The following is a 23,205-nucleotide window of genomic DNA, read 5'->3' on the forward strand; positions in this document are numbered from 1 at the left end:
ACCGCCCTCATTTGGGCGGTTTTTCAATGAATATCACTACTGTTTAACCGTTTTTTTGCGTCGGATTGCGCCTTTTTCAGTGACCGCAGGCAAAAGCTGGTTCACACTATGTGGCATAGACGTTTTCACATGGAGAACCATGGCGATGCAAGGCCACCCAGACGTAATCAACTATCTCGTCACGCTGCTGAAGGGCGAACTGGCGGCACGCGACCAGTATTTCATCCATTCGCGCATGTACGAAGACTGGGGCCTTTCCAAGCTCTACGAGCGCATCAATCACGAGATGGAAGAAGAGACGCAGCACGCCGATGCCCTGATGCGTCGCATCCTCATGCTCGAAGGCACCCCTGACATGCGCGCGGACGACCTGGAAGTCGGCAGCACCGTGCCGGAAATGATCGAGGCTGACCTCAAACTTGAATACAAGGTGCGTGGCGCCCTGTGCAAAGGCATTGAGCTGTGCGAGCTGCACAAGGACTACGTCAGCCGTGACATTCTTCGAGCGCAGTTGGCTGACACCGAGGAAGATCACACCTACTGGCTGGAAAAGCAGCAAGGGCTGATCAAGGCCATTGGTCTGGAGAACTACCTGCAATCGCAGATGTAATTAATCCACAGTTTCAACAAAAAAAAGCCCCTGGCACCGACGGTACCAGGGGCTTTTCATTGCATCGGGAACATTCAGGCCCGATCACGTGCCAGCAGCGGCTTCAGGTAATGCCCGGTATACGACTGTTTCATCTCACACAGCTCTTCGGGTGTACCGCAGGCAATGATCTGGCCACCTTTGGAACCACCCTCAGGCCCCAGGTCCACCAGCCAGTCGGCGGTCTTGATCACATCCAGGTTGTGCTCGATCACCACCACGGTGTTGCCGTGGTCGCGCAGGCGATGCAGTACGTCCAGCAACTGCTGGATATCAGCAAAGTGCAGGCCTGTGGTAGGTTCGTCGAGGATGTACAGGGTCTTGCCGGTATCGCGCTTGGACAGCTCGCGTGACAACTTCACCCGCTGCGCTTCACCGCCAGACAGCGTGGTGGCCGACTGGCCCAGTTTGATGTACGACAGGCCCACATCCATCAACGTTTGCAGCTTGCGCGCCAGCGCGGGTACTGCGTCGAAGAACTCACGGGCATCCTCGATGGTCATTTCCAGCACCTCGTGGATGTTCTTGCCCTTGTACTTGATCTCCAGGGTTTCGCGGTTGTAGCGCTTGCTCTTGCACACGTCGCACGGCACGTAGATGTCCGGCAGGAAGTGCATCTCTACCTTGATCAAACCGTCGCCCTGGCAAGCCTCGCAGCGGCCGCCCTTGACGTTGAACGAGAAGCGCCCCGGCCCGTAGCCGCGTGAGCGCGATTCCGGCACGCCGGAGAAAAGCTCGCGGATCGGCGTGAAGATGCCGGTGTAGGTCGCCGGGTTCGAGCGCGGGGTGCGGCCGATCGGGCTCTGGTCGATATCCACCACCTTGTCCAGGTGCTGCAAGCCGTCCATGCTGCTGTGCGGGGCCGCTTCCAGGGTGCTTGCACCATTGAGGGCAGTGGCTGCCAGCGGGAACAGGGTGTTGTTGATCAGCGTCGACTTGCCCGAGCCGGATACCCCGGTCACACAGGTCAGCAGGCCGATCGGGATTTCCAGATCGACGTTCTGCAGATTGTTGCCGCGCGCGCCCTTGAGCTTGAGCTGCAGTTTTTTGTTGCGGGGCGTGCGCTTGCCGGGTACGACGATCTTCTTGCGGCCGGACAGGTATTTACCGGTCAATGAGTCGGGGTGGTCCATGACCTGCTGCGGCGTGCCTTCGGCGACGATCTGCCCACCGTGCACACCGGCCCCAGGGCCAATGTCGACCACGTAGTCGGCCAGGCGAATGGCGTCCTCGTCATGCTCCACCACGATCACTGTATTACCCAGGTCTCGCAGATGGTTTAGGGTAGCCAACAGGCGGTCGTTATCGCGCTGATGGAGGCCGATAGACGGTTCATCGAGGATGTACATCACCCCGACCAGGCCGGCGCCGATCTGGCTGGCCAGGCGGATACGCTGCGCTTCGCCCCCGGAGAGGGTATCGGCGCTGCGGTCGAGGGTCAGGTAGTCGAGGCCGACGTTGACCAGGAACTGCAGGCGTTCGCAGATTTCCTTGAGAATCTTCGAAGCAATCTCACCGCGGCGCCCGGTCAGGGTCAGTTCGCCAAAGTAGCTACTGGCCTCACCGATGGGCAGGTTGGTCACTGCCGGCAGGGTTTTTTCGCCTACCCAGACATGGCGTGCCTCACGGCGCAGGCGGGTGCCCCGGCAATCCGGGCAGGGCTGGGTGCCGAGGAATTTGGCCAGTTCCTCGCGCACGGTGGCCGACTCGGTCTCGCGGTAGCGGCGCTCCAGGTTCGGCACGATGCCTTCGAACGGGTGCGAGCGCTTGACGATATCGCCACGGTCGTTGAGGTACTTGAAGTCGACAGTCTGTTTGCCACTGCCTTGCAGGATGACCTTCTGGTGTTCGGCCGACAGCTCGCCGAACGGTTCCTCCAGGCTGAAGCCGTAGTGCGCGGCCAGCAAACCCAGCATCTGGAAGTAGTACACGTTGCGCCGGTCCCAGCCGCGTATGGCGCCTTCGGCCAAGGTGAGTTCGGCATTGACCAGGCGCTTGGTGTCGAAGAACTGCTTGACCCCCAGGCCATCACAGGTCGGGCAGGCGCCAGCCGGGTTGTTGAAGGAGAACAGTTTCGGTTCCAGCTCACTGATGGCATGTCCGCAGACCGGGCAGGCGAAGCGGGCGGAGAAAATCATCTCTTCACCTTGCTCGTCGTCCATTGGCGCCACCAGGGCGATGCCGTCGGCCAGTTTGAGTGCGGTCTCGAACGATTCGGCCAGGCGCTGCTGCAGGTCGGCACGGACTTTGAAGCGGTCCACTACCACATCGATGCTGTGCTTCTTCTGCTTGTCCAGCTTGGGCAGTTCATCAAGTTCGTAGAGCTTGCCGTTTACCCGGGCCCGCACAAAGCCCTGGGCGCGCAGTTCGTCGAACACCGCCAGATGCTCACCTTTGCGCTCGCGCACGACCGGTGCCAGCAGCATCAGCTTGGTGCCTTCCGGGCGCTCCAGCACCAGGTCGACCATCTGGCTGATCGTTTGCGCCTCCAGCGGAATATCGTGATCTGGGCAACGTGGCGTGCCGACGCGGGCATATAGCAGGCGCAGGTAGTCGTAGATTTCGGTGATGGTGCCAACCGTGGAGCGAGGGTTGTGCGAGGTCGACTTCTGCTCGATGGAAATGGCCGGCGACAGGCCTTCGATGGTGTCGACGTCTGGCTTTTCCATCATCGACAGGAACTGCCGGGCATAGGCCGACAACGATTCCACGTAGCGGCGCTGGCCTTCGGCGTACAGGGTGTCGAACGCCAGGGACGACTTGCCGGAACCGGACAGGCCGGTGATCACGATCAGCTTGTCCCGGGGCAGGGTCAGGTCGATGTTCTTCAGGTTGTGGGTACGTGCCCCACGAATCAGGATCTTGTCCACTGCGGCCTCGCTCGGCGGGCATAAACAAAGAAGTATACGGCGCCCTGCCAGTACGCGGCAAAGCGTCGCGTAGATGCCGTCAAGCTGTCGGACTGATAGAATCGCCGCCGGTTCACATGAGGTTAATCCATGCACGACACCCACAACGAGCGCATGAGTGGCGGCGAAACCCGCGCCGCTGGCGGCCTTGCCCTGGTCTTTGCCTTTCGTATGCTGGGCATGTTCATGGTCTTGCCGGTACTGGCCACCTACGGCATGGACCTGGCCGGCGCCACGCCAGCGCTGATCGGCCTGGCCATCGGTGCCTATGGCTTGACCCAGGCGGTACTGCAGATCCCGTTCGGCATGATTTCCGACCGCATCGGCCGTCGGCCGGTGATTTACCTGGGGCTGGTGATCTTTGCCCTGGGCAGCGTGCTGGCGGCACAGGCCGACTCCATCTGGGGGGTGATCGCCGGGCGTATCCTGCAGGGCGCCGGGGCGATTTCTGCCGCAGTCATGGCGCTGCTGTCCGACCTCACCCGCGAGCAACACCGGACCAAGGCCATGGCCATGATCGGCATGAGCATCGGCCTGTCGTTCGCTGTCGCCATGGTCGTCGGCCCATTGCTGACAAGTGCCTTCGGTTTGTCAGGATTGTTCCTGGCCACGGCCGGGCTTGCCTTGGTCGGCATCCTGCTGGTCGCTTTTGTCGTGCCCAACACGCATAGCATTTTGCAGCACCGTGAGTCGGGTGTGGCACGCCAGGCCATCGGCCCGACCCTGCGCCATCCGGACCTTCTGCGCCTGGACCTGGGCATCTTCGTGCTGCACGCCATCCTCATGGCCAGCTTCGTCGCATTGCCCCTGGCCTTCGTCGAGCGCGGGGGGCTGCCCAAGGAGGAGCACTGGTGGGTATACCTGACCGCGCTGTTCATCTCATTTTTTGCAATGGTCCCGTTCATCATCTACGGCGAAAAAAAGCGCAAGATGAAACGCGTGTTGGCTGGCGCGGTCAGTGTCCTGCTGCTGACAGAGATATACTTCTGGGAGTGGGCTGACGGTTTGCGCGGACTGGTGATTGGCACCGTGGTATTCTTTACCGCATTCAACCTGCTGGAGGCTTCGCTGCCTTCGCTGGTCAGCAAGGTGTCGCCTGCCGGTGGCAAGGGGACGGCAATGGGGGTTTATTCCACCAGCCAGTTCCTCGGCGCTGCCTTGGGAGGAATCCTCGGTGGCTGGTTATTCCAGCACGGCGGGCTGAACATGGTGTTCCTCGGTTGCGCGGTACTGTGTGCCATCTGGCTGGTCGTCGCGTTGCGCATGAACGAGCCGCCCTATGTGACCAGCCTGCGCATGCCGCTGACGCCAGAGGCAGTCCGGGAAGCCGGCCTGACCGAGCGCCTGATGGCCGTGCCGGGTGTAACCGACGCCATTGTGGTGGAAGACGAAGCCGCCATCTATATCAAACTGGATACGAAAATTTTGGACCGTACGACCCTCGAGCGCCTGGTTAACCCGGCCTCTTCGGCGTGCGAAGCCTAGGAGAACGTTATGGCCCGTGGGGTTAACAAAGTCATTCTGGTCGGCACCTGTGGCCAGGATCCCGAAGTCCGCTACCTGCCCAACGGTAACGCCGTGACCAACCTGAGCCTGGCCACCAGCGAGCAGTGGACCGACAAGCAGTCGGGCCAGAAGGTCGAGCGTACCGAATGGCACCGTGTGTCGCTGTTCGGCAAGGTTGCCGAAATCGCCGGCGAGTACCTGCGCAAAGGTTCGCAGTGCTACATCGAAGGCAAGCTGCAGACCCGCGAGTGGGAAAAAGACGGCATCAAGCGCTACACCACCGAGATCATCGTCGACATCAACGGCACCATGCAGCTGCTTGGCGGCCGTCCACAGGGTCAGCAGCAGGGCGGCGACCCGTACAACCAGGGTGGCGGCAACTACAACCAGGGTGGCCAGCCCCAGCAATACAACCAGGCACCGCCTCGCCAACAGGCTCAGCGCCCGCAACAGGCCCCTCAGCGCCCGGCGCCGCAACAGCCCGCGCCTCAGCCGGCTGCGGACTTTGACAGCTTTGATGACGATATTCCGTTCTGACACGACCGGTAACGCGTCCGCTACATCGAAAACCCAGGGCATTTCCCTGGGTTTTTTTATGCGCGCCCCCTCCGATACTGAGGGAGCGCCGCGCCCCGCCGCGTAGCCAAGCTGCATGTTGAGGACTCGGCGTTGCGCCACTGATGCCAATGCCGCCGGCGTGTCAGCGGATTCGTGAGCACCCTTCAGCCTCGCTCATTGCTAGTAGAAAAGCCGTGGTTCGGATGAATCCAGCAAGCTGGCGAGTTTGGTCAAGGCAAAGCTGAGTTCGGCACGGCTTGGCGTCATCAGGGCGATACGCACGCCACAGCTGGCGGGTGTGCGCTCAGGCAGAAACTGGCTGCCGCTGACCACGGTGACGCCATTGTTGCGCGCCAGGTTGGCGAATTCATCGCTGGTCCATGGTTCAGGGAGTTCCAGCCAGATATGGAAACTGTTGGGCTGGCTGCGAATCTTGTACCTGCCCAGGAGTTCCTGTGCCATGAGCTGCCGTGCGGCGGCTTCTTCCTGCTGCTCCCGCACCAGCTGATCGGCCATACCGCTGTTGATCAGGTTGCTGGCCAACTGGGCCATCAGCGGGGAGGGCATCCAGACGCTGCTGCGCACCATGGACGACAACCGTGAAAGCGTTTGTGGCGGCGCGTAGAGGTAGCCGATACGCAGGGCCGGCAGCACGCTTTTGGACAGGCTGGTCAGGTACACCGAGCGCTCAGGTGCATAGGCGGCCAAGGGTTTGTAGTCAGGCGCCGGTTCGAGGAAACCGTAGATATCGTCATCCACGATGAACAGGTCGAACTCGCGGGCAATCTGCGCGATAGCCTCGCGACGCGCGTGCGGCATTACCGAATTGGTCGGGTTCTGGTGAGTGGTCACACATACCAGCAGCGACGGTCGGTGCTCCTGGCAGGCGGCCCGCAAGGCCTCCGGAATAAGGCCGTGCTCGTCCATGGCTACCCCGCGCAAACGGCGGCCCATGCTGTGGGCAAGGGAGATGATGCCGGGGTAGCAGAGCGACTCGCAGAGGATCACATCATCGCTTTTCGACAAGCTGCTGATGGCCACCAGCAGCCCATGTTGAGCGCCGGAGGTCAGCACCACCTGTTGCGCGCGAGCGTCGGGCAGCCAGCGCTGAATCCAGCTGGCGCCAGCCTGCTTGTGCGTCGCATGGCCACCGTCAGTAACGTAGTCGAGCACTTGGTCAAGGTCGGGGGATGAGGCCAGCTCGGTAATTGCTCTGCGCAGCCAGTCGGCCATGTGCGCGTCGTTGGGCTTGATGATCGAAAGGTCAATCTGGCCGCTTTCATGTTTGGGCGGTGCTGGCCGCAAAGATGCGGTGGGGGCAGGGGCACGCGCCGGCCGTTGCTGCAGGACGAAAGTCCCCCGACCAACCTCGCCAACCACCAAACCCCTTTTGGCGGCTTCGTCATAGGCGCGTCCGATAGTGCCAGGCGTCACCTGTAATGACTCGGCGAGATCCTTGAGTGTTGGCAGGCGGTCGCCTGGCGCCAGACGGCCATTGCCAATGTCCTGTTCAAGAGCATCGGCAATCATCAGGTAGACCGGCTGCGCCAGGTCGCTGTAGTGAGGAACCCACATGGAAATGGCACCAGAATCTGCAAGAACGCGGAAGCCTAGCACGAAAGCTCTTATCGGGGTAATCGCGTTTCCGATGTGTGAATTAACTCTATTGGTGCGAATCGGCGCGTATCACTGCGGGCTCGCCTTGGCCCGGTGCGCACGCGCGTGATCACGCGTTAAAAGCGCTGCTAAAAGAAATCTTTTGAAATCAATAACTTGATTGAGTCGATTCAATGATGGTGGCAATCGGCCAATCAAAGTAATTGAATCGAGTTTATTTTTGTAATTACAATGATTGAGTCGATGCAATGTGGTGGTGCCTGGAGCGGCACCTCTCGCTCGTATCGCTCAAGTGTGAACGGTTTCAAAAACCGCCGCGTCTGCCCGGCATAGCAAGACACCGAATGGCCAATGGAATAGCACCTGAAATGGAAAGCGCACACCTGCAACAAGCAGCCGAGCCTCAAACCTCACTGGAAATCCGCCTGCCCTGGGTGGTCTCCAGCGCCTGGCAAACCTTGCTGAGCAATACGCCGCTCGATTTCGAAACCAGCAAAGAGCTTTACCCGCAACTCAAGGAGCAGGCGCAAGAGGTCCTGGGCAAAGCACTGTGCCAGCAAATCCGGGGTTTCGTTGAGGATCCGCAACTGACCAGCATGATTGTGCGTAATTGCCCACGCGATCGCGATGTGCCTCCGACCCCTTACTCTGGTGTGCTCAGCCCGCGCAGCACGCCGATTGCCTGTCTTGTCAGCCTGACCATGCAGCATCTGATGGGCATCAACCCGGTTGTCTACGAGGGTGAAAATGACGGGCGTCTGTTTCGCCATGTAATCCCTGCCCGTACTTCATCCAGCCAAAAGAGTTCACATGGCTCGCGGCTGCGCTTCTCCTATCACGTCGACAATCCGGACCTGCCATTGTCCTCCGAGCCGCTGGGTAGTGTTTCCTGCTGCCCGGAATACCTGTCGTTCTTCGGTATGCGCTGTGACCCGCGTATCAGTACCACCTTGGTCAACCTTGACGCAGTGATCGCGTCGCTGCCCTTGGCCACCGTGCGTGAACTGTGCGAAGCGCAGTTCGAAATCCGCCGCCCTGATTCGTTCACCGGTAACCGCCGTTGCACCGCTGAGTTGCCGGTACTGGTGCGCGGCCATTCAGGCGAGTGGCTGTGCCGCTTCGACAGCGAGAACACCCACGGGCTGAACCTGCGAGCCGAGCAGGCCCTGGCCACCCTGCGCGGTCTGTTGGAAACCCGGCGTTTCGATGAGCCTCACCTGCTGCTGCCAGGCGATTTCATGATCTTCAAGAACCAGCGCGTGCTGCATGCCCGTGATGGTTTCGAGCCGCAGAACGACGGTGCTGACCGTTGGCTGCTACGGGTGTTCGCGGTCAACGACCTGAACCGGGTGCGCTTTGCCCGGGCCGATCACCTTTACGAAGTGCTCTCCTGATTTCTCTTCATTTATCGACGGAATTACTGCTATGGAACTGTTAGGCGCTTACTGGGCGGAACACTGGCTGCTGGCGATCCTGCTGCTGGGCGCCATTGCCTTTGTCGCGGGCTTTGTGGACAGCATTGCCGGGGGCGGCGGGTTGTTTCTGGTGCCAGGGTTTTTGCTGGTGGGCATGCCGCCTCAGGTAGCGCTGGGGCAGGAGAAACTGGTCAGTACGCTGGGTACGCTGGCCGCGATCCGCAACTTCCTGGCCAACAGCAAGATGGTCTGGCAGGTGGCACTGGTTGGCGTACCTTTCTCACTGCTCGGCGCCTACCTGGGAGCGCACCTGATTGTCTCGATCTCTCAGGAAACCGTGGGCAAGATCATCCTTGCATTGATCCCTTTCGGCATTCTGATTTTCCTCACCCCCACGGACCGCCCGATAGAGGAGCGAGTGCTGTCGGCGCGGATGCTCTACACCGTCGTGCCGTTGACCTGTCTGGCCATCGGCTTTTACGACGGCTTCTTCGGCCCAGGTACCGGCAGCATGTTCATCATCGCGTTTCACTACCTGCTGCGCATGGACCTGGTTTCCAGCTCGGCCAACTCCAAGACCTTCAACTTCGCCTCCAATATCGGTGCGCTGGTCGCCTTCATCATGGCCGGCAAGGTTGTCTATCTGCTGGCGTTGCCGCTGGTGGCATGCAACATCCTCGGCAATCACATGGGCAGTGCATTAGCACTGCGCAAAGGGAATGACGTGGTACGCAAGGTGTTGGTGTTTTCCATGCTGTGCCTGTTCACCAGCCTGGGCGTGAAGTACCTGGTCTGACAATACCTCTGGGAGACAAACCTGATGAAAACTGCATTCGTGACTGGCGCCTCCTCAGGCTTTGGCCGAGCCATATGCCGCACCTTGGTTGCCAAGGGCTACCGTGTGATCGGTGGTGCCCGCCGTATGGACAAGCTGCAGGCACTGGAGCATGAGCTTGGCGACAACTTCATTCCACTGGCGCTGGATGTGACTGATGGGCAGTCGATCAGCGCAGCAGTGGCGCAGATCAACGAAGCTGCGTCGAGCATCAATGTGCTGGTCAACAACGCAGGCCTGGCGCTGGGTATCGAGCGGGCTCAGGCCTGCAGCGCCGAGAACTGGCAGCGCATGATCGACACAAACATAACCGGCCTGGCCATGGTCACCCATGCGGTGTTGCCACAGATGGTCGAAGCCGACAGTGGGATGATCATCAACATGGGTTCGATTGCCGGCACTTACCCCTACCCGGGTGGCAATGTTTATGGCGCAAGCAAGGCATTCGTGCGTCAGTTCAGCCTGAACCTGCGCGCCGATCTGGCAGGCACCCGCGTGCGGGTCAGCAACATCGAGCCTGGGCTGTGTTCCGGGACCGATTTCTCGGTGGTACGCCTGAACGGCGACCTGAATGCGGTGGATGCGTTGTACCGTGATGTGCAGGCAATCCTGCCCGAGGACATTGCCGCCATGGTTGCCTGGATCGCCGAACAGCCGCCACACGTAAACATCAATACGCTCGAAATCATGCCGGTGGCGCAGAGCAGTGCGGCCTTGAACGTGGCGCGCAATCTGCCGCGGTGCTGACCGGGATCAATCGCACTTTTGCCATTCTTGACTAGTCTTAACGGTTGGCGGCATCACTTTGCCGCCACCGTGATGACCCGAGGTGCCGGCAATGCCCCGAGCGCCCGAAACCTGATCAGGAGTGCACGATGGACCTCAACCGTCGGCAATTCTTCAAGGTCGCCGCAGTCGGCCTTGGAGGCTCGAGCCTGGCAGCGTTGGGCATGGCCCCGACGCCGGCCTTCGCCGAGCAGGTGCGCCACTTCAAACTGGCGCATACCAAAGAAGCCCGTAACACTTGTCCTTACTGCTCGGTCGGCTGCGGCTTGATCCTGTACAGCCAGGGCGATGCGGGCAAAAACGTTAAACAGAGCATCATCCACATCGAAGGTGACGCCGACCATCCCGTCAACCGTGGCACGCTCTGCCCGAAAGGTGCCGGCCTGCTGGACTTTATCCACAGCCCAAGCCGCCTGCAGTACCCCGAGGTGCGCAAGCCTGGCAGCAAGGAGTGGGTGCGGGTGAGCTGGGATGAGGCGCTCGACCGCGTCGCCGGCCTGATGAAGCAGGACCGCGACGCCAACTTCATCGAGAAGAACGCCCAGGGGCAAACTGTAAACCGCTGGCTTACCACCGGTTTTCTTGCTGCCTCCGCCGCCTCTAGCGAGGCTGGCTACCTGACCCACAAGGTCGTCCGCGCAACAGGCATGCTGGGGTTCGATAACCAGGCACGTGTCTGACATGGCCCGACGGTGGCAAGTCTTGCCCCGACATACGGCCGTGGCGCCATGACCAACCACTGGTCCGATATCGCCAACGCGAATCTGGTCCTGGTGATGGGTGGCAACGCAGCAGAAGCGCATCCGTGCGGCTTCAAATGGGTGACCGAGGCCAAGGCGCACAACAAGGCGCGGCTGATCGTGGTCGACCCACGCTTTACCCGTACCGCTTCGGTCGCGGATTACTACGCGCCGATCCGTACCGGTACCGACATCGCCTTCATGGGCGGGCTGATCAATTACCTGCTGAGTACTGACAAGATCCAGCACGAGTACGTGCGCAACTACACCGACGTGTCGTTCATCGTCAAAGAGAGCTATGGCTTCGAGGATGGGCTGTTCAGCGGCTACGACGAGACCAAGCGTGTGTATGCCGACAAGTCCGGCTGGGGTTACGAGCTGGGTGAGGACGGTTTTGCCAAAGTCGACCCGACCCTGCAGCACCCTCGCTGTGTGTTCCAGCTGATGAAGCAGCATTACAGCCGCTACACCCCGGAACTGGCCAGCATGATCTGTGGCATGCCGCAGGATGCCATGATGAAGGTCTGGGAAGAGATCGCCACATGCTCGGTACCGGGCAAGACCATGACGATTCTCTATGCGCTGGGCTGGACGCAACACTCGATCGGTGCGCAGATCATTCGCAGCGCGGCCATGGTCCAGCTTCTGTTGGGTAACGTCGGCATGCCGGGTGGCGGGGTCAACGCCTTGCGCGGGCACTCCAACATCCAGGGGCTGACCGACCTCGGCCTGCTGTCCAACTCGCTGCCGGGTTACCTGACCCTGGCTGGCGATGCCGAGCAGGACTACGCCAGCTACATCGACAAGCGCGCTTCCAAGCCATTGCGCCCTGGGCAGCTGTCGTACTGGCAGAACTATGGCAAGTTCCACGTCAGCCTGATGAAGGCCTGGTACGGCGCCAACGCCACGGCAGACAACAACTGGGGTTACGACTGGCTGCCCAAGCTCGACGTGCCTGCCTATGACGTGCTGCGCATGTTCGAGATGATGAGCCAAGGCAAGGTTAACGGCTACGTATGCCAGGGCTTCAACCCGATTGCTGCGCTGCCGGACAAGAACCGCGTGACTGCGGCGTTGGGCAAGCTCAAGTGGCTGGTGATCATGGACCCGCTGGCTACCGAGACCTCGGAGTTCTGGCGCAATGCCGGGCCGTTCAACGACGTCGACACGGCCAGTATCCAGACCGAAGTGATCCGCCTGCCCACCACCTGCTTCGCCGAGGAAGACGGCTCGCTGGTCAACAGCAGCCGTTGGCTGCAGTGGCACTGGAAGGGCGCCGACGGCCCTGGCGAGACCCGCACCGACGTGCAGATCATGAGCGAGCTGTTCCTGCGCCTGCGTCAACGCTACCAGACCGAGGGCGGCGCCTACCCCGACCCGCTGATGAACATCAGCTGGCCGTACAAGATCCCTGAAGAGCCCTCCCCGGAGGAGCTGGCCAAGGAGATGAACGGCTGGGCAGTCACCGACGTTACCGACGCCACCGGCGCCATGCTCAAAGCTGGCCAGCAGCTGTCGGGCTTCGGGCAACTGAAGGACGATGGCAGCACCGCGTCTGGCTGCTGGATCTTCGCCGGCAGCTGGACCGAGCAGGGCAACCAGATGGCCCGTCGCGACAACAGCGACCCCTACGGCATGCATCAGGTGCAGAACTGGGCCTGGGCCTGGCCGGCCAACCGCCGCATCCTCTACAACCGTGCCTCCAGCGACCCACAAGGCAAGCCGTGGGACCCGGAGAAAAAGCGCCTGGTGTGGTGGAACGGCAAGGCCTGGACCGGCACCGACGTGCCGGACTTCAAGGTCGACTCGCCACCGGAAGCGGGGATGAACCCGTTCATCATGAACCCCGAGGGCGTGGCGCGTTTCTTCGCCATCGACAAAATGGCCGAAGGCCCGTTCCCCGAGCACTACGAGCCATTCGAAACACCGATTGGCATCAACCCGCTGCACCCGCAGAACAAGAAGGTGGTCAGCAACCCGGCCGGGCGCATTTTCGACTCGGTGTGGGACACCCTCGGCACGCACGACGAGTTCCCCTATGCGGCGACCACGTACCGGCTGACCGAGCACTTCCACTTCTGGAGCAAGCATTGCCGGCTCAACGCCATTGCCCAGCCCGAGCAGTTCGTCGAGATAGGCGAGGTGCTGGCCAATGAGAAAGGCATCAAGGCCGGCGACCGGGTGCGGGTGTCGAGCAAGCGCGGGCATATCGATGCGGTGGCGGTAGTGACCAAGCGGATTCGCCCGCTGCAGGTCAACAACCAGACCGTGCACCAGATCGGCATCCCGTTGCATTGGGGCTTCACCGGCGCAACGCGGCATGGCTACCTGACCAATACCCTGGTGCCATTCCTTGGTGACGGCAACACGCAGACGCCGGAGTCCAAGTCGTTCCTCGTCAAAGTGGAGAAACTCTGATGGCCAGCCAAGACATCATCGCCCGCTCGGCCACCACCACCGTACCGTCTTCGGTACGTCAGCAGCAGGAAGTCGCCAAGCTGATCGACACCACCAAGTGCATCGGCTGCAAGGCCTGCCAGGTGGCGTGCTCGGAGTGGAACGAACTGCGTGACGAGGTCGGCCACAACCACGGTACCTACGACAACCCCCAGGACCTCACCGCCGAGACCTGGACCCTGATGCGCTTCACCGAGCACGAGCGCGACGACGGCAACCTGGAGTGGCTCATCCGCAAGGATGGTTGCATGCACTGCGCCGACCCCGGTTGCCTGAAGGCCTGCCCCAGCCCGGGGGCGATCATCAAGCACGCCAACGGTATCGTCGACTTCAACCAGGACCACTGCATTGGTTGCGGTTACTGCATCACCGGCTGCCCGTTCAACATCCCGCGCATCTCGCAAAAGGACCACAAGGCGTACAAGTGCACCCTGTGTTCCGACCGCGTCAGCGTGGGCCTGGAGCCGGCCTGTGTGAAAACCTGCCCGACCGGTGCGATCGTGTTCGGCAGCAAGGACGAGATGAAGGTGCACGCTGCCGAGCGCATCGTCGACCTGAAGTCACGGGGCTACGACAAGGCGGGGTTGTACGACCCGGACGGCGTCGGTGGCACCCACGTGATGTACGTGCTGCATCATGCCGACACGCCGAGGCTGTACGCCGGCCTGCCGGACCAGCCGGTGATCAGCCCGCTGGTGGGGCTGTGGAAAGGCTTCACCAAGCCGCTGGCGCTGCTGGCCATGGGCGCAGCGGTGCTGGCGGGGTTCTTCCACTACGTGCGGGTTGGCCCGCAGCGGGTAGAGGAAGACGAACACCCGACGCCGCCCGATGACAGCGTGCACCAAGTGGACCCCGCGGTGCATGTCTACGATCCGAAGCAGCCCGGTGGGCAAGGGGAGCAGCGGCCATGAACGACAACAAACCCATCCTGCGCTACACCGCCAACGAGCGGACCAACCACTGGATCGTCGCCATTCTGTTCTTCATGGCCGGGCTTTCCGGGCTGGCGCTGTTTCACCCGGCGCTGTTCTGGTTAAGCCATCTGTTCGGCGGCGGGCCGTGGACACGCATCCTGCACCCGTTCATGGGCGTGGCGATGTTCGTGTTTTTCCTCGGGTTGGTGGTGCGCTTCTGGCGCGCCAACTTCATCACCGCCAACGACCGCCTGTGGTTGCGCCGCATTGATCGGGTGATGGTCAACCGCGAGGACGGCGTACCCCCCATCGGCAAGTACAACGCAGGGCAGAAGTTGCTGTTCTGGACCCTGTTGCTGTGCATGCTGGTGTTGTTGGTTAGCGGCGTGGTGATCTGGCGGGCGTATTTCAGCCATTTCTTCGACATCGGCGCGATTCGCCTGGCGTCGCTGGCTCACGCGCTGGCGGGCTTCGTGCTGATTCTCAGCATCATCGTGCACATTTACGCCGGCATCTGGATCAAGGGCTCGATCGGCGCCATGCTGCACGGCTGGGTCAGCCGTGCCTGGGCGCGCAAGCACCATGCGTTGTGGTACCGCGAAGTCACCGGTGACAAGACACCGGGCAATCACGGACGAAAAGAAGGATAAGCGCTTGAGCACGATACTCGAACCCGGGCAGATTGAAGCGTCGGCAGTAGCGCCGCCGTTTTTGCACCTGCCCCCCGCCAATCTGTTCGAGCTGCGTGCCGCACGCCTTGAGCAACTGGCCGAAGGCAATGCCCTTGGTGACTACCTGCAGTTGATTGCACGGTTATGCCGCATCCAGCAGCAGCTTGTGGATAACCCCCCCGCCGGCATGCCGGTGGCCGAGGAGCGCCAGCGCCTGTGCATAAGCCATGGTTTGCCGCCGCTGGCGGCCGACAGCCTGGTGCGTGAAGGGCCGTGGCTTGTCTGGTTGCAAGCCCTGCTAGAGCACTTCAGCGGCGCAACAACCGGCCCGATGGGGGAGGCGTTGCAGGCGCTGCGCGGCAGTGATGACCACCAGCGCAAAGGCTGGGGCATTGCCTTGCTGGCTGGCCAGTACGATGCGGTGCCTGCAGCACTGGTGCCGTTCCTGGGGGCTGCGCTGCAGGCAGCCTGGTCCAGTTGGTTGCTGGCGCTGCCGGCGCCTGAACTCAAGCCCGCCGGTAGCCTGGCCCAGTGCCCGGCGTGCGGTTCGCCGGCTATGGCCGGGGTGGTGCGCAACCGTGGCAAGCACAATGGTTTGCGTTATCTGGCCTGTTCGCTGTGCGCCTGTGAATGGCATGTGGTGAGGGTCAAATGCGTGTACTGCGAGTCGAGCAAGGACTTGCGCTACACCAGCCTGGAGGATGACCGCCACGCGCCGGGCAAGGCGCCGCTGCGCGCCGAATGCTGCCCGGGGTGCAACAGCTACCTGAAGCAGAACTACCTGGAGAACGACGCGGCGGCCGAACCGCTGGCCGATGACCTGGCCAGCCTGGCGCTGGATATGCGCCTGGACGAGGAGGGCTTTCATCGCCTGGCGCCCAACCTGATGCTCGCCCCGGGTGGTGGGTGAGTGTCTACACTGAAACACCGAGTCGCCTTCTTCGCGGGTAAACCCGCTCCCACAGGTACAGTACCTGCTTTGACATCGGTGCAATACCTGTGGGAGCGGGCTTGCCCCGCGAAGAGGCCAGAACAGACAACGGCCCAGCTCAAGGTAGTACCTGATGTCTTCAAGCCTCGCCGATAACACCCCACGCCTGCCTTCCATCGACACCCTCCTGCGCCACCCGGCCTGCCTCCCGTTGATCGATCGCCACGGCCGCGAGGGCGTGCTGAATACGCTGCGCCAACTGCTAGACGACCTGCGCGAACCCGCCCGGCAAGGCCAACTCACCCCCGCCGAACTGGCCCCCGAAATCCTCTTGGGTCGCACCGGCGAGCGCCTGGCCACCCAGCAACGAAGCCAGGTCCGCCGCGTGTTCAACCTCACCGGCACCGTGCTGCACACCAACCTGGGCCGCGCCTTGCTACCGGAAGAAGCCATTGAGGCCATGCAAACCGCCGCCCGCTATCCGCTCAACCTGGAGTTCGACCTGGCCACCGGCAAACGTGGCGACCGCGATGACTTGATCGAAGGCCTGATCCGCGAGCTGACCGGTGCCGAAGCCGTCACCGTGGTCAACAACAATGCTGCCGCTGTGTTGCTGGCGCTCAATAGCTTGGGTGCACGCAAAGAAGGCATCATTTCGCGGGGAGAACTGATCGAGATTGGCGGCGCATTCCGTATCCCCGACATCATGGCCCGTGCTGGCGTAAAGTTGCACGAGATCGGCACCACCAACCGCACCCACGCCCGCGACTACGAGGCTGCCATCGGCCCGCGCACCGGCTTGCTGATGCGCGTGCATTGCAGCAACTACAGCATCCAGGGCTTCACCACCCATGTACCCACGGCCGAGCTGGCGCGCATCGCCCACCAGCATGAACTGCCGCTGCTCGAAGACTTGGGCAGTGGCAGCCTGTTGGACCTCACCCGCTGGGGCTTGCCCGCCGAGCCCACGGTGCGTCAGGCGTTGGCCGACGGTGCCGACATCGTCACCTTCAGCGGCGACAAACTGCTGGGCGGGCCGCAAGCCGGGATTATCGTCGGTCGCAAGGACTTGATCGCCAGGATCAAGAAAAACCCACTCAAGCGTGCGCTGCGCGTCGACAAGATCACCCTCGCTGCACTCGAAGCGGTGCTGGCGCTGTACCGCAACCCTGACCGCCTGGCCGAGCGCCTGCCCAGCCTGCGTCTGTTGACCCGTAGCCAGGCCGATATACAGGCCCAGGCCGAACGCCTGGCCCCTGAGCTCAAGGCTCGCCTCGGTGAGCAATGGGCTGTCAGCGTGGAGCCGGCGCTGGGCATGATCGGCAGTGGCAGTCAGCCGGTGGCGCGCTTGCCCAGTGCAGCCCTGTGCCTGCGCCCGCAGGTATCGAAGAAGTTGCGAGGGCGCAGCCTGCATGTGCTGGAGCGGGCGCTGCGCGGCCTGCCGGTACCGGTGCTCGGCCGTATCGATGACGACGCTCTGTGGCTGGACCTGCGCCAACTGGATGACGAAGCCGAGTGGCTGGCGCAGTTACCCACCCTGCAACTGGGGCCGGTGCAGTGATCGTCGGCACCGCCGGCCATATCGACCATGGCAAGACCGCACTGCTGCAGGCGCTGACCGGGCAGGCCGGCGACCAGCGTCAGGAGGAGCGTGCACGCGGCATGACCATTGACCTGGGCTATCGCTACGCGGCGCTGGTTGAAGGTGCACCGCTGACCGGCTTCATCGATGTGCCGGGTCACGAGCGTTTTATCCACAACATGCTGGCTGGTGCCCAGGGTATCGACCTGGTGTTGCTGGTGGTGGCTGCCGACGACGGGGTCATGCCGCAGACCCGCGAGCATCTGGCGATCATCGAGCTGTTGGGCATTCCCCAGGCTTTGGTGGCGATCAGCAAATGCGACCGCGTCGAGCCCTTGCGCGTGGCCGAAGTTAAGCTGCAAGTCGAAGAGCTGCTGGCGCGCGGGCCCTATGCCGGGGCGCAGCAGTTTCCATTGTCGAGCCTCAGTGGGGAAGGCGTAGCTGCGCTGCGTCAGGCCTTGCTGGAGGCCGAAGCCACGGTGCGGCAGCGCAGCGATAGCGGCGGTTTTCGTCTTGCTGTGGACCGTGCTTTCGCGGTTACCGGTGCCGGCGTGGTGGTAACCGGCACGGCGCTGGCGGGGCGCGTCAGTGCCGGTGACACCTTGTTGCTGGGCAAGGCCGGCAAACCGGTGCGGGTACGAGGCCTGCATGCGCAGAACCAGGCCGCGCTGGTGGCTGAGGCGGGCCAACGGGTGGCGTTGAATATCACGGCCGAACGCCTGGCGCTGGACCACGTGCATCGGGGTGACTGGCTGGTGCCTGAGTGGCTGCATGCGCCCAGCGTGCGGGTGGATATCGAGCTGAACCTGCTGCCGGGCGAGCCCCGCACGTTTGAGCATTTCAGCGCTGTACACGTGCACCTCGGCACCCAGGATGTAACCGCCCGCGTGGCCTTGCTCGAAGGCGAGTCCCTGGTGGCGGGCCAGCGCATGTTCGCCCAGCTGCTGCTCAATGCGCCGTTGCAGGCCGTGCACGGCGATCGCCTGGTGCTGCGTGACCAGCGTGCCCAGCGCACTTTGGGGGGCGGCAAAGTACTGGACCCGTTCGCGCCAAGCCGGCAGCGCCGCAGCGATGAGCGCCTGCGCCAGTTGCAGGTACTACGAGATACCGAGGATCTGGAGCAGGCCTTGCCAGCACTGCTCGCTACCGCGCCCGGTGGTATTGACCCCCAGCGGCTCGAGCGGCAGTTCAATCGCCCGCGTGCAACATGGCAGCTGCCGGAGGATGTATGGGTGGTGGCCACGCGGCAGGGGCAACTGCTGTTTGCCAACCGCCAGTGGCTGGCGCTGAAGCAACAGGTGGTGGAGCAGTTGGCGCGGTTCCATGAGCAGGAGCCTGACCAGCTCGGGCCGGACCGAGACCGCCTGCGCCGCTTTGCGGCCTTGCCCCTTGAGCGGCCGGCATTCGTCAGCCTGCTGGATGAACTGCTCGATGACGGCGCCATCGCCAGCAGCGGGCCCTGGATGCACTTGCCCGATCACAAGGTGCAATTGAGCGAAGCCGACAGTGCTTTGTGGGCGCGTTTGCAGCCGAAGTTGCTGGCGGGGCAGTACGATCCGCCCTGGGTCAGGACCCTGGCAAATGAGGAGAACTGCGCCGAAGCCGAAGTGCGCCTGCTGCTGCGCAAGCTGGCTCGGCTCGGTGTGGTGCATCAGGTGGTGCGTGACCTGTTCTACCCTGAGGCAACATTACAGCGCATGGCAGAGCTGTTGCTGGGGCAGGCCAACGAAACGCCGATAGTGCAGGTGGCCGCGTTTCGCGATATGTTGGGCATCGGTCGCAAGCGCAGTGTGCAGATTCTGGAATATTTCGACCGCATCGGCCTGACCCGGAGGGTGGCCGACCAGCGTCACATCCGCGCCGACAGCGCCCTGGCCCAGCAACAGGCCAGGCACTGAGTTCAAGGAAGGCAATCGCGCCCGGTGGCGCGGCCGGGCTTCAAACCCGGTTGGGGACGGCAGCCGTTCCCGGGCAGGTTCGACTCCCGCTGCCTTCCGCCATTTTCATTCGCCTGTCGGGGCTCTACGGGGCGCTTCACAGCTCTTGGGACTTGCACGGTACCTGTGGGAGCGGGTTCACCCGCGAAGAGGCCCTGAAGGGTGAAGCCTAAGCCCGCTCCCCACACAGATCCAGGGCAAACCACTGTTCTGCAGTATCCACATCCAACCCCGCCCCCAGCAGCGCAACCATCTTGCCCAGCGCCGCTTCACGGGTCATGCCACCGCCACTGACCAGCCCGGCCCCACGCAAGCGGTTACCCGCCGCATAGGTATCGAATACCACCGAACCCTCAGGGCACTGGCTGATAGCCGCCAGCATCACGCCGTGCTGGCGTGCTGCGCTCAGCACACTCAGCAGCGCCTGGTCATCTGACGGCCCGGTACCGCTGCCGTAGCACTCCAGCAGCAAGCCCTGCACACCACTGTCGATCAAGGCTTGCAGGTGCGCGGCCTGCAGCCCGGGGAACACCGGCACGATCGCCAGGTTGACCGGCTGACGCGGATGCTTGTAGCCAAGTTCGGCAGGGATAACATGGGCCCGCTCGCCGTCACGATGGCGCGGCAGCGCAGCAAAGGCATCGAACGCCTCGCTGCGCAACTTTGATGCCCGGCAGCCATGCAGCAACTGGCCATGGAAGTACAGCTGCACGCCATCCTCCAGGCCGGATTCGAACTGGTGCAACGCGCCGCACAGGTTGGCCCAGGCATCGCTGTCTGTGGCACCTGCCGGCAGCATCGAGCCGGTCAGCAGCACCGGCACTGGCAAACCCAGCAGCAAGAACGATAACGCCGCAGCGCTGTAAGCCATGCTGTCGGTACCGTGCAGCACCAGCACGCCATCATGGCCTGCCACCTCCACGGCTTCGACGATGGCATCGCGCATCGCCAGCCAGTTGTGCTGGTGCATGTTGGCGCTGTCGAGCAGCGGGTTCAGTTCCTGCAAGGTCCATTGCAGCCGGGGCGCATCGGCCATGTGGGCGAAGTGTTCGCGCATCCGCGCTTCGAAGCCACCGGCCGGCGCCAGGCCTTCCGGGGTTTCGAGCATGCCGATGGTGCCACCGGTGTAGAGAACGAGAAGATTCTTGACTGCACGCATGGAAAACATCCGTAGCGGTGAGCGGAGAAAGAAAAGCCGCCCGCGGAAGGGGCGGCTGGGCAGGGGAGGATATCAGCGCTGCGGCTGAGCCTGGACGGCTGCTTTGTCAGCGGCTGTTTCCACCTGCGGATTGGCAGGCCAGGCATTGCGGTCCAGGTCCAGGTCGGCGAACTTGGACGAATCGAACACAGGCTGGCCGATGCCGGCTTTGCGCTGGTCGTCGTAGTCACGCATGACGCGCAGGCCGACCTTGAACAGCAGGGCCAGGGCCACCAGGTTGACGAAAGCCAGGCAGGTCATGGTGATGTCGGCGAAGGCGAACACGGTCGACAGGTCCTGCATCGAGCCCCACACCACCAGTGCCAGCACCAGGCCACGGAACACCATCAGCACCACACGGTTGCGGGTGAGGAACTGCAGGCTGTTTTCGCCCAGATAGTAGTTGTAGAGAATGCAGGTGAACACGAACAGCGACAGCGCCACGCTGACGAACACACGGCCCCAGTCACCGACCACGGCAGCCAGCGAGTTCTGGGTCAGGACAATGCCGTCACCCTCGAAGCCTGGGGTGTAGAAGCCCGACAGCAGGATCAGCAGCGCGGTGCAGGTGCAGATCACGAAGGTATCGAGGAACACACTGAAGGCCTGGACCACGCCCTGGGCGCCCGGGTGTTTGACGGCGGCCACGGCGGCCACGTTCGGTGCGCTGCCCAGGCCCGCTTCGTTGGCAAACACGCCACGCTTCACGCCCATGACGATGGCGCTGCCGAGCAGGCCGCCGAACGCCGGGTCGAGGCCGAAGGCGCTCTTGAAGATGGTTTCGAGCATGGCCGGCACGTGTTCGATCTGGGTGCCGATCACGTACAGGGTCACGCCGATGTAGGCCAGGGTCTTGATCGGGACCAGCAGGTCCGACACGGCGGCGATGCGCTTGATGCCGCCGATGAAGGTGATGGCCAGCAGCACTGCCAGGACGATGCCGGTCTGGCTTGGGGCAAAGTTGAAGGCGTTCTGCAGCGAATGGGTCACGGTGTACGACTGCAGGCCGATGAAGGCGAAGCCGTAGGTGACCAGCAGCAGGATCGAGAACACGATGGCCATGCTTTTGCGCTTCAGGCCGTGCTGGATGTAGTACGCCGGGCCGCCACGGTACAGGCCGTCGCCGTCTGCACGCTTGTAGACCTGTGCCAGGGTGCACTCGAAGAAGCTGCTGGACATGCCCACCAGTGCGGTGACCCACATCCAGAACACGGCGCCCGGGCCACCCAGGGTCACGGCAATACCGACACCGGCAATGTTACCGGCACCTACGCGGCCGGCCAGGCTGAGCATCAGAGCCTGGAAGGAGCTCAGCTGGCCTGCCTGGCCACGCAGCGATTCCTTGAAAACGGTGAACATGTGGCCGAAATGGCGGAACTGCACGAAACGCGAACGGATAGTGAAGTAGCTACCCAGCCCTACGATCAGCACGATGAGGAGTTTCCCCGAAAGGAAATCGTTGAGTACTTCGAGCATTGGAAAATGACCTCGATTCTTATTCTTCGTGTGGAAAGACCAGCGGACGGCAGGCGCACCGCTTTGCGTTGGGGGGAATGGTTGGCCATGACAAGAGTGGTTACAATTTCGCGGGTTGCTCTGAGTTGATGCTAGTTGATGCTACAATGGCGCCATTCGCGTCACCTGGGTTCCGCACATGAGTGAGCATTTCGCCACCAACCTCAAACTGGCCTGCAGCCACTACCGCTCTATCTCCGAAGTTTGCCGGCAGCTCTCGATCAACCGCGCTCAGTTCAACAAGTACCTGAGCGGGCAGAGCCGTCCGACGGCTTTCAACCTCAAGCGCATTGGCGATTTCTTCGGGGTCGAGGATTACGAGTTGAACCTGCCGGCCGAGCAGTTCGCCCGGCTGATCGGTGCGCGGGTGTCGACCCCTGCCGAGCAGCCCAGCGACCCGATCAGCGAACTGTTCCGCCCGCTGCATGACCATGCGGGCAACCTGTCGCGCTATTGCGGTTATTACTTCGAGTATTCCAACTGCATGTCGGTGCCGGGCACGATCCTGGTCTCGCTGGTGCACCTGTGGGAGGAGCGCGGCCGTTTCCTGTTCGAGCGCCAGGAGCGCCAGGAACGTTCCAGTGCCACGGACCAGCATGCCGAGGTGCGCTGCCGCTACCTGGGCGCGGCGTTCCAGCTGCAGGACCGGGTGTTCCTCATCGACTACGAGTCGCTCACCTTCAACGAAATGAGCCAGACCATTCTCATCCCCAGCTTCAAAAGCCGCATCACCCGCCTGAACGGCCTCAAGGCCGGGGTTTCCAGCGGCGACCGGCGCAACCCGGCCTGCACCCGGGTGGTGTGGGAGTACCTGGGCGAGGAGATCAATCGCATCAATGCATATCGGCAGGTGAAACTGTACCGCCCGGATGATCCGCGAATAGATGATGATGTGCGTGAGCGGTTGAGTGTGGGGCCGTTGCGCAACAGCTTGTTTGAGATTGAATAGATTGAGTGCCTGTACGGGTCTTGTTGCCGGGGCCTC

17 protein-coding genes and 1 tRNA gene are annotated in these 23,205 nt (G+C 62.4%); 14 read left to right on the forward strand and 4 right to left on the reverse strand.

Annotation, left to right across the window (positions count from 1 at the left end):
* The first annotated feature begins 145 nt into the window (after positions 1-145).
* Positions 146-610, forward strand: a complete 465-nt coding sequence (gene bfr / locus LU684_RS18665) for a bacterioferritin (RefSeq protein ID WP_003255449.1) — start codon at positions 146-148, stop codon at positions 608-610.
* A 74-nt stretch (positions 611-684) separates the two neighbouring features.
* Here bfr and uvrA read toward each other — a convergent pair whose 3' ends face one another.
* A complete protein-coding gene (gene uvrA, locus LU684_RS18670; RefSeq protein ID WP_232894894.1) occupies positions 685-3,519 on the reverse strand; it encodes an excinuclease ABC subunit UvrA in 2,835 nt (944 codons plus the stop codon).
* A gap of 129 nt (positions 3,520-3,648) precedes the next feature.
* On the opposite strand from uvrA, the gene LU684_RS18675 reads away from it, so the two are divergent.
* Both LU684_RS18675 and LU684_RS18680 read left to right on the forward strand, forming a co-directional pair.
* Positions 3,649-5,043 (forward strand): MFS transporter, encoded by a 1,395-nt coding sequence (locus LU684_RS18675; RefSeq protein WP_232894895.1) that lies wholly within the window; start codon positions 3,649-3,651, stop codon positions 5,041-5,043.
* A gap of 9 nt (positions 5,044-5,052) precedes the next feature.
* The gene (locus LU684_RS18680; protein ID WP_016484656.1) at positions 5,053-5,601 is read left to right on the forward strand and encodes a single-stranded DNA-binding protein; all 549 of its coding nucleotides are present in this window, start codon (positions 5,053-5,055) and stop codon (positions 5,599-5,601) included.
* Positions 5,602-5,802: 201 nt separating this feature from the next.
* Here the strand turns inward: LU684_RS18680 and LU684_RS18685 are convergent, their stop codons facing one another.
* Positions 5,803-7,197 carry an aminotransferase-like domain-containing protein gene (locus tag LU684_RS18685; RefSeq protein WP_060519293.1) on the reverse strand — a complete coding sequence of 465 codons (1,395 nt, stop codon included), beginning with the start codon at positions 7,195-7,197 and terminating at the stop codon, positions 5,803-5,805.
* 410 nt (positions 7,198-7,607) lie between these two features.
* Between LU684_RS18685 and LU684_RS18690 the strand changes: the two genes are divergently transcribed.
* The 10 genes from LU684_RS18690 to LU684_RS18735 all read left to right on the forward strand — a co-directional run bounded on the left by LU684_RS18690 (position 7,608) and on the right by LU684_RS18735 (position 19,570).
* Positions 7,608-8,633 (forward strand): TauD/TfdA family dioxygenase, encoded by a 1,026-nt coding sequence (locus tag LU684_RS18690; RefSeq protein ID WP_060519291.1) that lies wholly within the window; start codon positions 7,608-7,610, stop codon positions 8,631-8,633.
* A 31-nt stretch (positions 8,634-8,664) separates the two neighbouring features.
* Positions 8,665-9,450, forward strand: a complete 786-nt coding sequence (locus LU684_RS18695; protein WP_232894896.1) for a sulfite exporter TauE/SafE family protein — start codon at positions 8,665-8,667, stop codon at positions 9,448-9,450.
* Positions 9,451-9,474: 24 nt separating this feature from the next.
* Positions 9,475-10,236 (forward strand): SDR family NAD(P)-dependent oxidoreductase, encoded by a 762-nt coding sequence (locus LU684_RS18700; RefSeq protein WP_016484670.1) that lies wholly within the window; start codon positions 9,475-9,477, stop codon positions 10,234-10,236.
* 128 nt (positions 10,237-10,364) lie between these two features.
* The gene (gene fdnG, locus LU684_RS18705) at positions 10,365-13,433 is read left to right on the forward strand and encodes a formate dehydrogenase-N subunit alpha (RefSeq protein WP_139138803.1); all 3,069 of its coding nucleotides are present in this window, start codon (positions 10,365-10,367) and stop codon (positions 13,431-13,433) included.
* The gene (gene fdxH, locus LU684_RS18710) at positions 13,433-14,383 is read left to right on the forward strand and encodes a formate dehydrogenase subunit beta (protein WP_016484673.1); all 951 of its coding nucleotides are present in this window, start codon (positions 13,433-13,435) and stop codon (positions 14,381-14,383) included. Before fdnG ends, fdxH begins: the two co-directional genes overlap by 1 nt.
* Positions 14,380-15,036 carry a formate dehydrogenase subunit gamma gene (locus LU684_RS18715; protein ID WP_016484674.1) on the forward strand — a complete coding sequence of 219 codons (657 nt, stop codon included), beginning with the start codon at positions 14,380-14,382 and terminating at the stop codon, positions 15,034-15,036. The genes fdxH and LU684_RS18715 overlap by 4 nt, the downstream gene beginning before the upstream one ends.
* 4 nt (positions 15,037-15,040) lie before the next feature.
* Positions 15,041-15,967: a formate dehydrogenase accessory protein FdhE gene (fdhE, locus tag LU684_RS18720; RefSeq protein WP_023048323.1), complete on the forward strand. Its 927-nt coding sequence runs from the start codon at positions 15,041-15,043 to the stop codon at positions 15,965-15,967.
* A gap of 154 nt (positions 15,968-16,121) precedes the next feature.
* Positions 16,122-17,549 (forward strand): L-seryl-tRNA(Sec) selenium transferase, encoded by a 1,428-nt coding sequence (gene selA / locus LU684_RS18725; RefSeq protein ID WP_060519289.1) that lies wholly within the window; start codon positions 16,122-16,124, stop codon positions 17,547-17,549.
* On the forward strand, positions 17,546-19,468 hold the full coding sequence (gene selB, locus LU684_RS18730; protein WP_232894897.1) for a selenocysteine-specific translation elongation factor: 1,923 nt from the start codon (positions 17,546-17,548) through the stop codon (positions 19,466-19,468). The genes selA and selB overlap by 4 nt, the downstream gene beginning before the upstream one ends.
* 6 nt (positions 19,469-19,474) lie before the next feature.
* Positions 19,475-19,570, forward strand: a tRNA-Sec gene (locus tag LU684_RS18735).
* Between the two features lie 106 nt (positions 19,571-19,676).
* On the opposite strand, the gene LU684_RS18740 is transcribed toward LU684_RS18735, so the two are convergent.
* Both LU684_RS18740 and LU684_RS18745 read right to left on the reverse strand, forming a co-directional pair.
* Positions 19,677-20,675: an asparaginase gene (locus tag LU684_RS18740; RefSeq protein ID WP_016484678.1), complete on the reverse strand. Its 999-nt coding sequence runs from the start codon at positions 20,673-20,675 to the stop codon at positions 19,677-19,679.
* 63 nt (positions 20,676-20,738) lie between these two features.
* Entirely contained in the window at positions 20,739-22,181 is a 1,443-nt protein-coding gene (locus LU684_RS18745; RefSeq protein ID WP_060519285.1) for an alanine/glycine:cation symporter family protein, read from the reverse strand.
* A gap of 178 nt (positions 22,182-22,359) precedes the next feature.
* Between LU684_RS18745 and LU684_RS18750 the strand changes: the two genes are divergently transcribed.
* A complete protein-coding gene (locus LU684_RS18750) occupies positions 22,360-23,169 on the forward strand; it encodes a helix-turn-helix domain-containing protein (RefSeq protein ID WP_016484680.1) in 810 nt (269 codons plus the stop codon).
* Positions 23,170-23,205: the final 36 nt, after the last annotated feature.

The organism is Pseudomonas sp. NMI542_15 (assembly GCF_021283425.1).
GTDB lineage: Bacteria > Pseudomonadota > Gammaproteobacteria > Pseudomonadales > Pseudomonadaceae > Aquipseudomonas > Aquipseudomonas fortuita.

Bases quoted from the DNA above. Each gene is read 5' to 3' on its own strand.
- bfr (WP_003255449.1), top strand. From the start codon at position 146: ATGCAAGGCCACCCAGACGTAATCAACTATCTCGTCACGCTGCTGAAG.
- LU684_RS18675 (WP_232894895.1), top strand. From the start codon at position 3,649: ATGCACGACACCCACAACGAGCGCATGAGTGGCGGCGAAACCCGCGCC.
- LU684_RS18680 (WP_016484656.1), top strand. From the start codon at position 5,053: ATGGCCCGTGGGGTTAACAAAGTCATTCTGGTCGGCACCTGTGGCCAG.
- LU684_RS18685 (WP_060519293.1), bottom strand. From the start codon at position 7,197: ATGTGGGTTCCTCACTACAGCGACCTGGCGCAGCCGGTCTACCTGATG.
- LU684_RS18690 (WP_060519291.1), top strand. From the start codon at position 7,608: ATGGAAAGCGCACACCTGCAACAAGCAGCCGAGCCTCAAACCTCACTG.
- LU684_RS18695 (WP_232894896.1), top strand. From the start codon at position 8,665: ATGGAACTGTTAGGCGCTTACTGGGCGGAACACTGGCTGCTGGCGATC.
- LU684_RS18700 (WP_016484670.1), top strand. From the start codon at position 9,475: ATGAAAACTGCATTCGTGACTGGCGCCTCCTCAGGCTTTGGCCGAGCC.
- fdxH (WP_016484673.1), top strand. From the start codon at position 13,433: ATGGCCAGCCAAGACATCATCGCCCGCTCGGCCACCACCACCGTACCG.
- LU684_RS18715 (WP_016484674.1), top strand. From the start codon at position 14,380: ATGAACGACAACAAACCCATCCTGCGCTACACCGCCAACGAGCGGACC.
- selA (WP_060519289.1), top strand. From the start codon at position 16,122: ATGTCTTCAAGCCTCGCCGATAACACCCCACGCCTGCCTTCCATCGAC.
- LU684_RS18740 (WP_016484678.1), bottom strand. From the start codon at position 20,675: ATGTTTTCCATGCGTGCAGTCAAGAATCTTCTCGTTCTCTACACCGGT.
- LU684_RS18745 (WP_060519285.1), bottom strand. From the start codon at position 22,181: ATGCTCGAAGTACTCAACGATTTCCTTTCGGGGAAACTCCTCATCGTG.
- LU684_RS18750 (WP_016484680.1), top strand. From the start codon at position 22,360: ATGAGTGAGCATTTCGCCACCAACCTCAAACTGGCCTGCAGCCACTAC.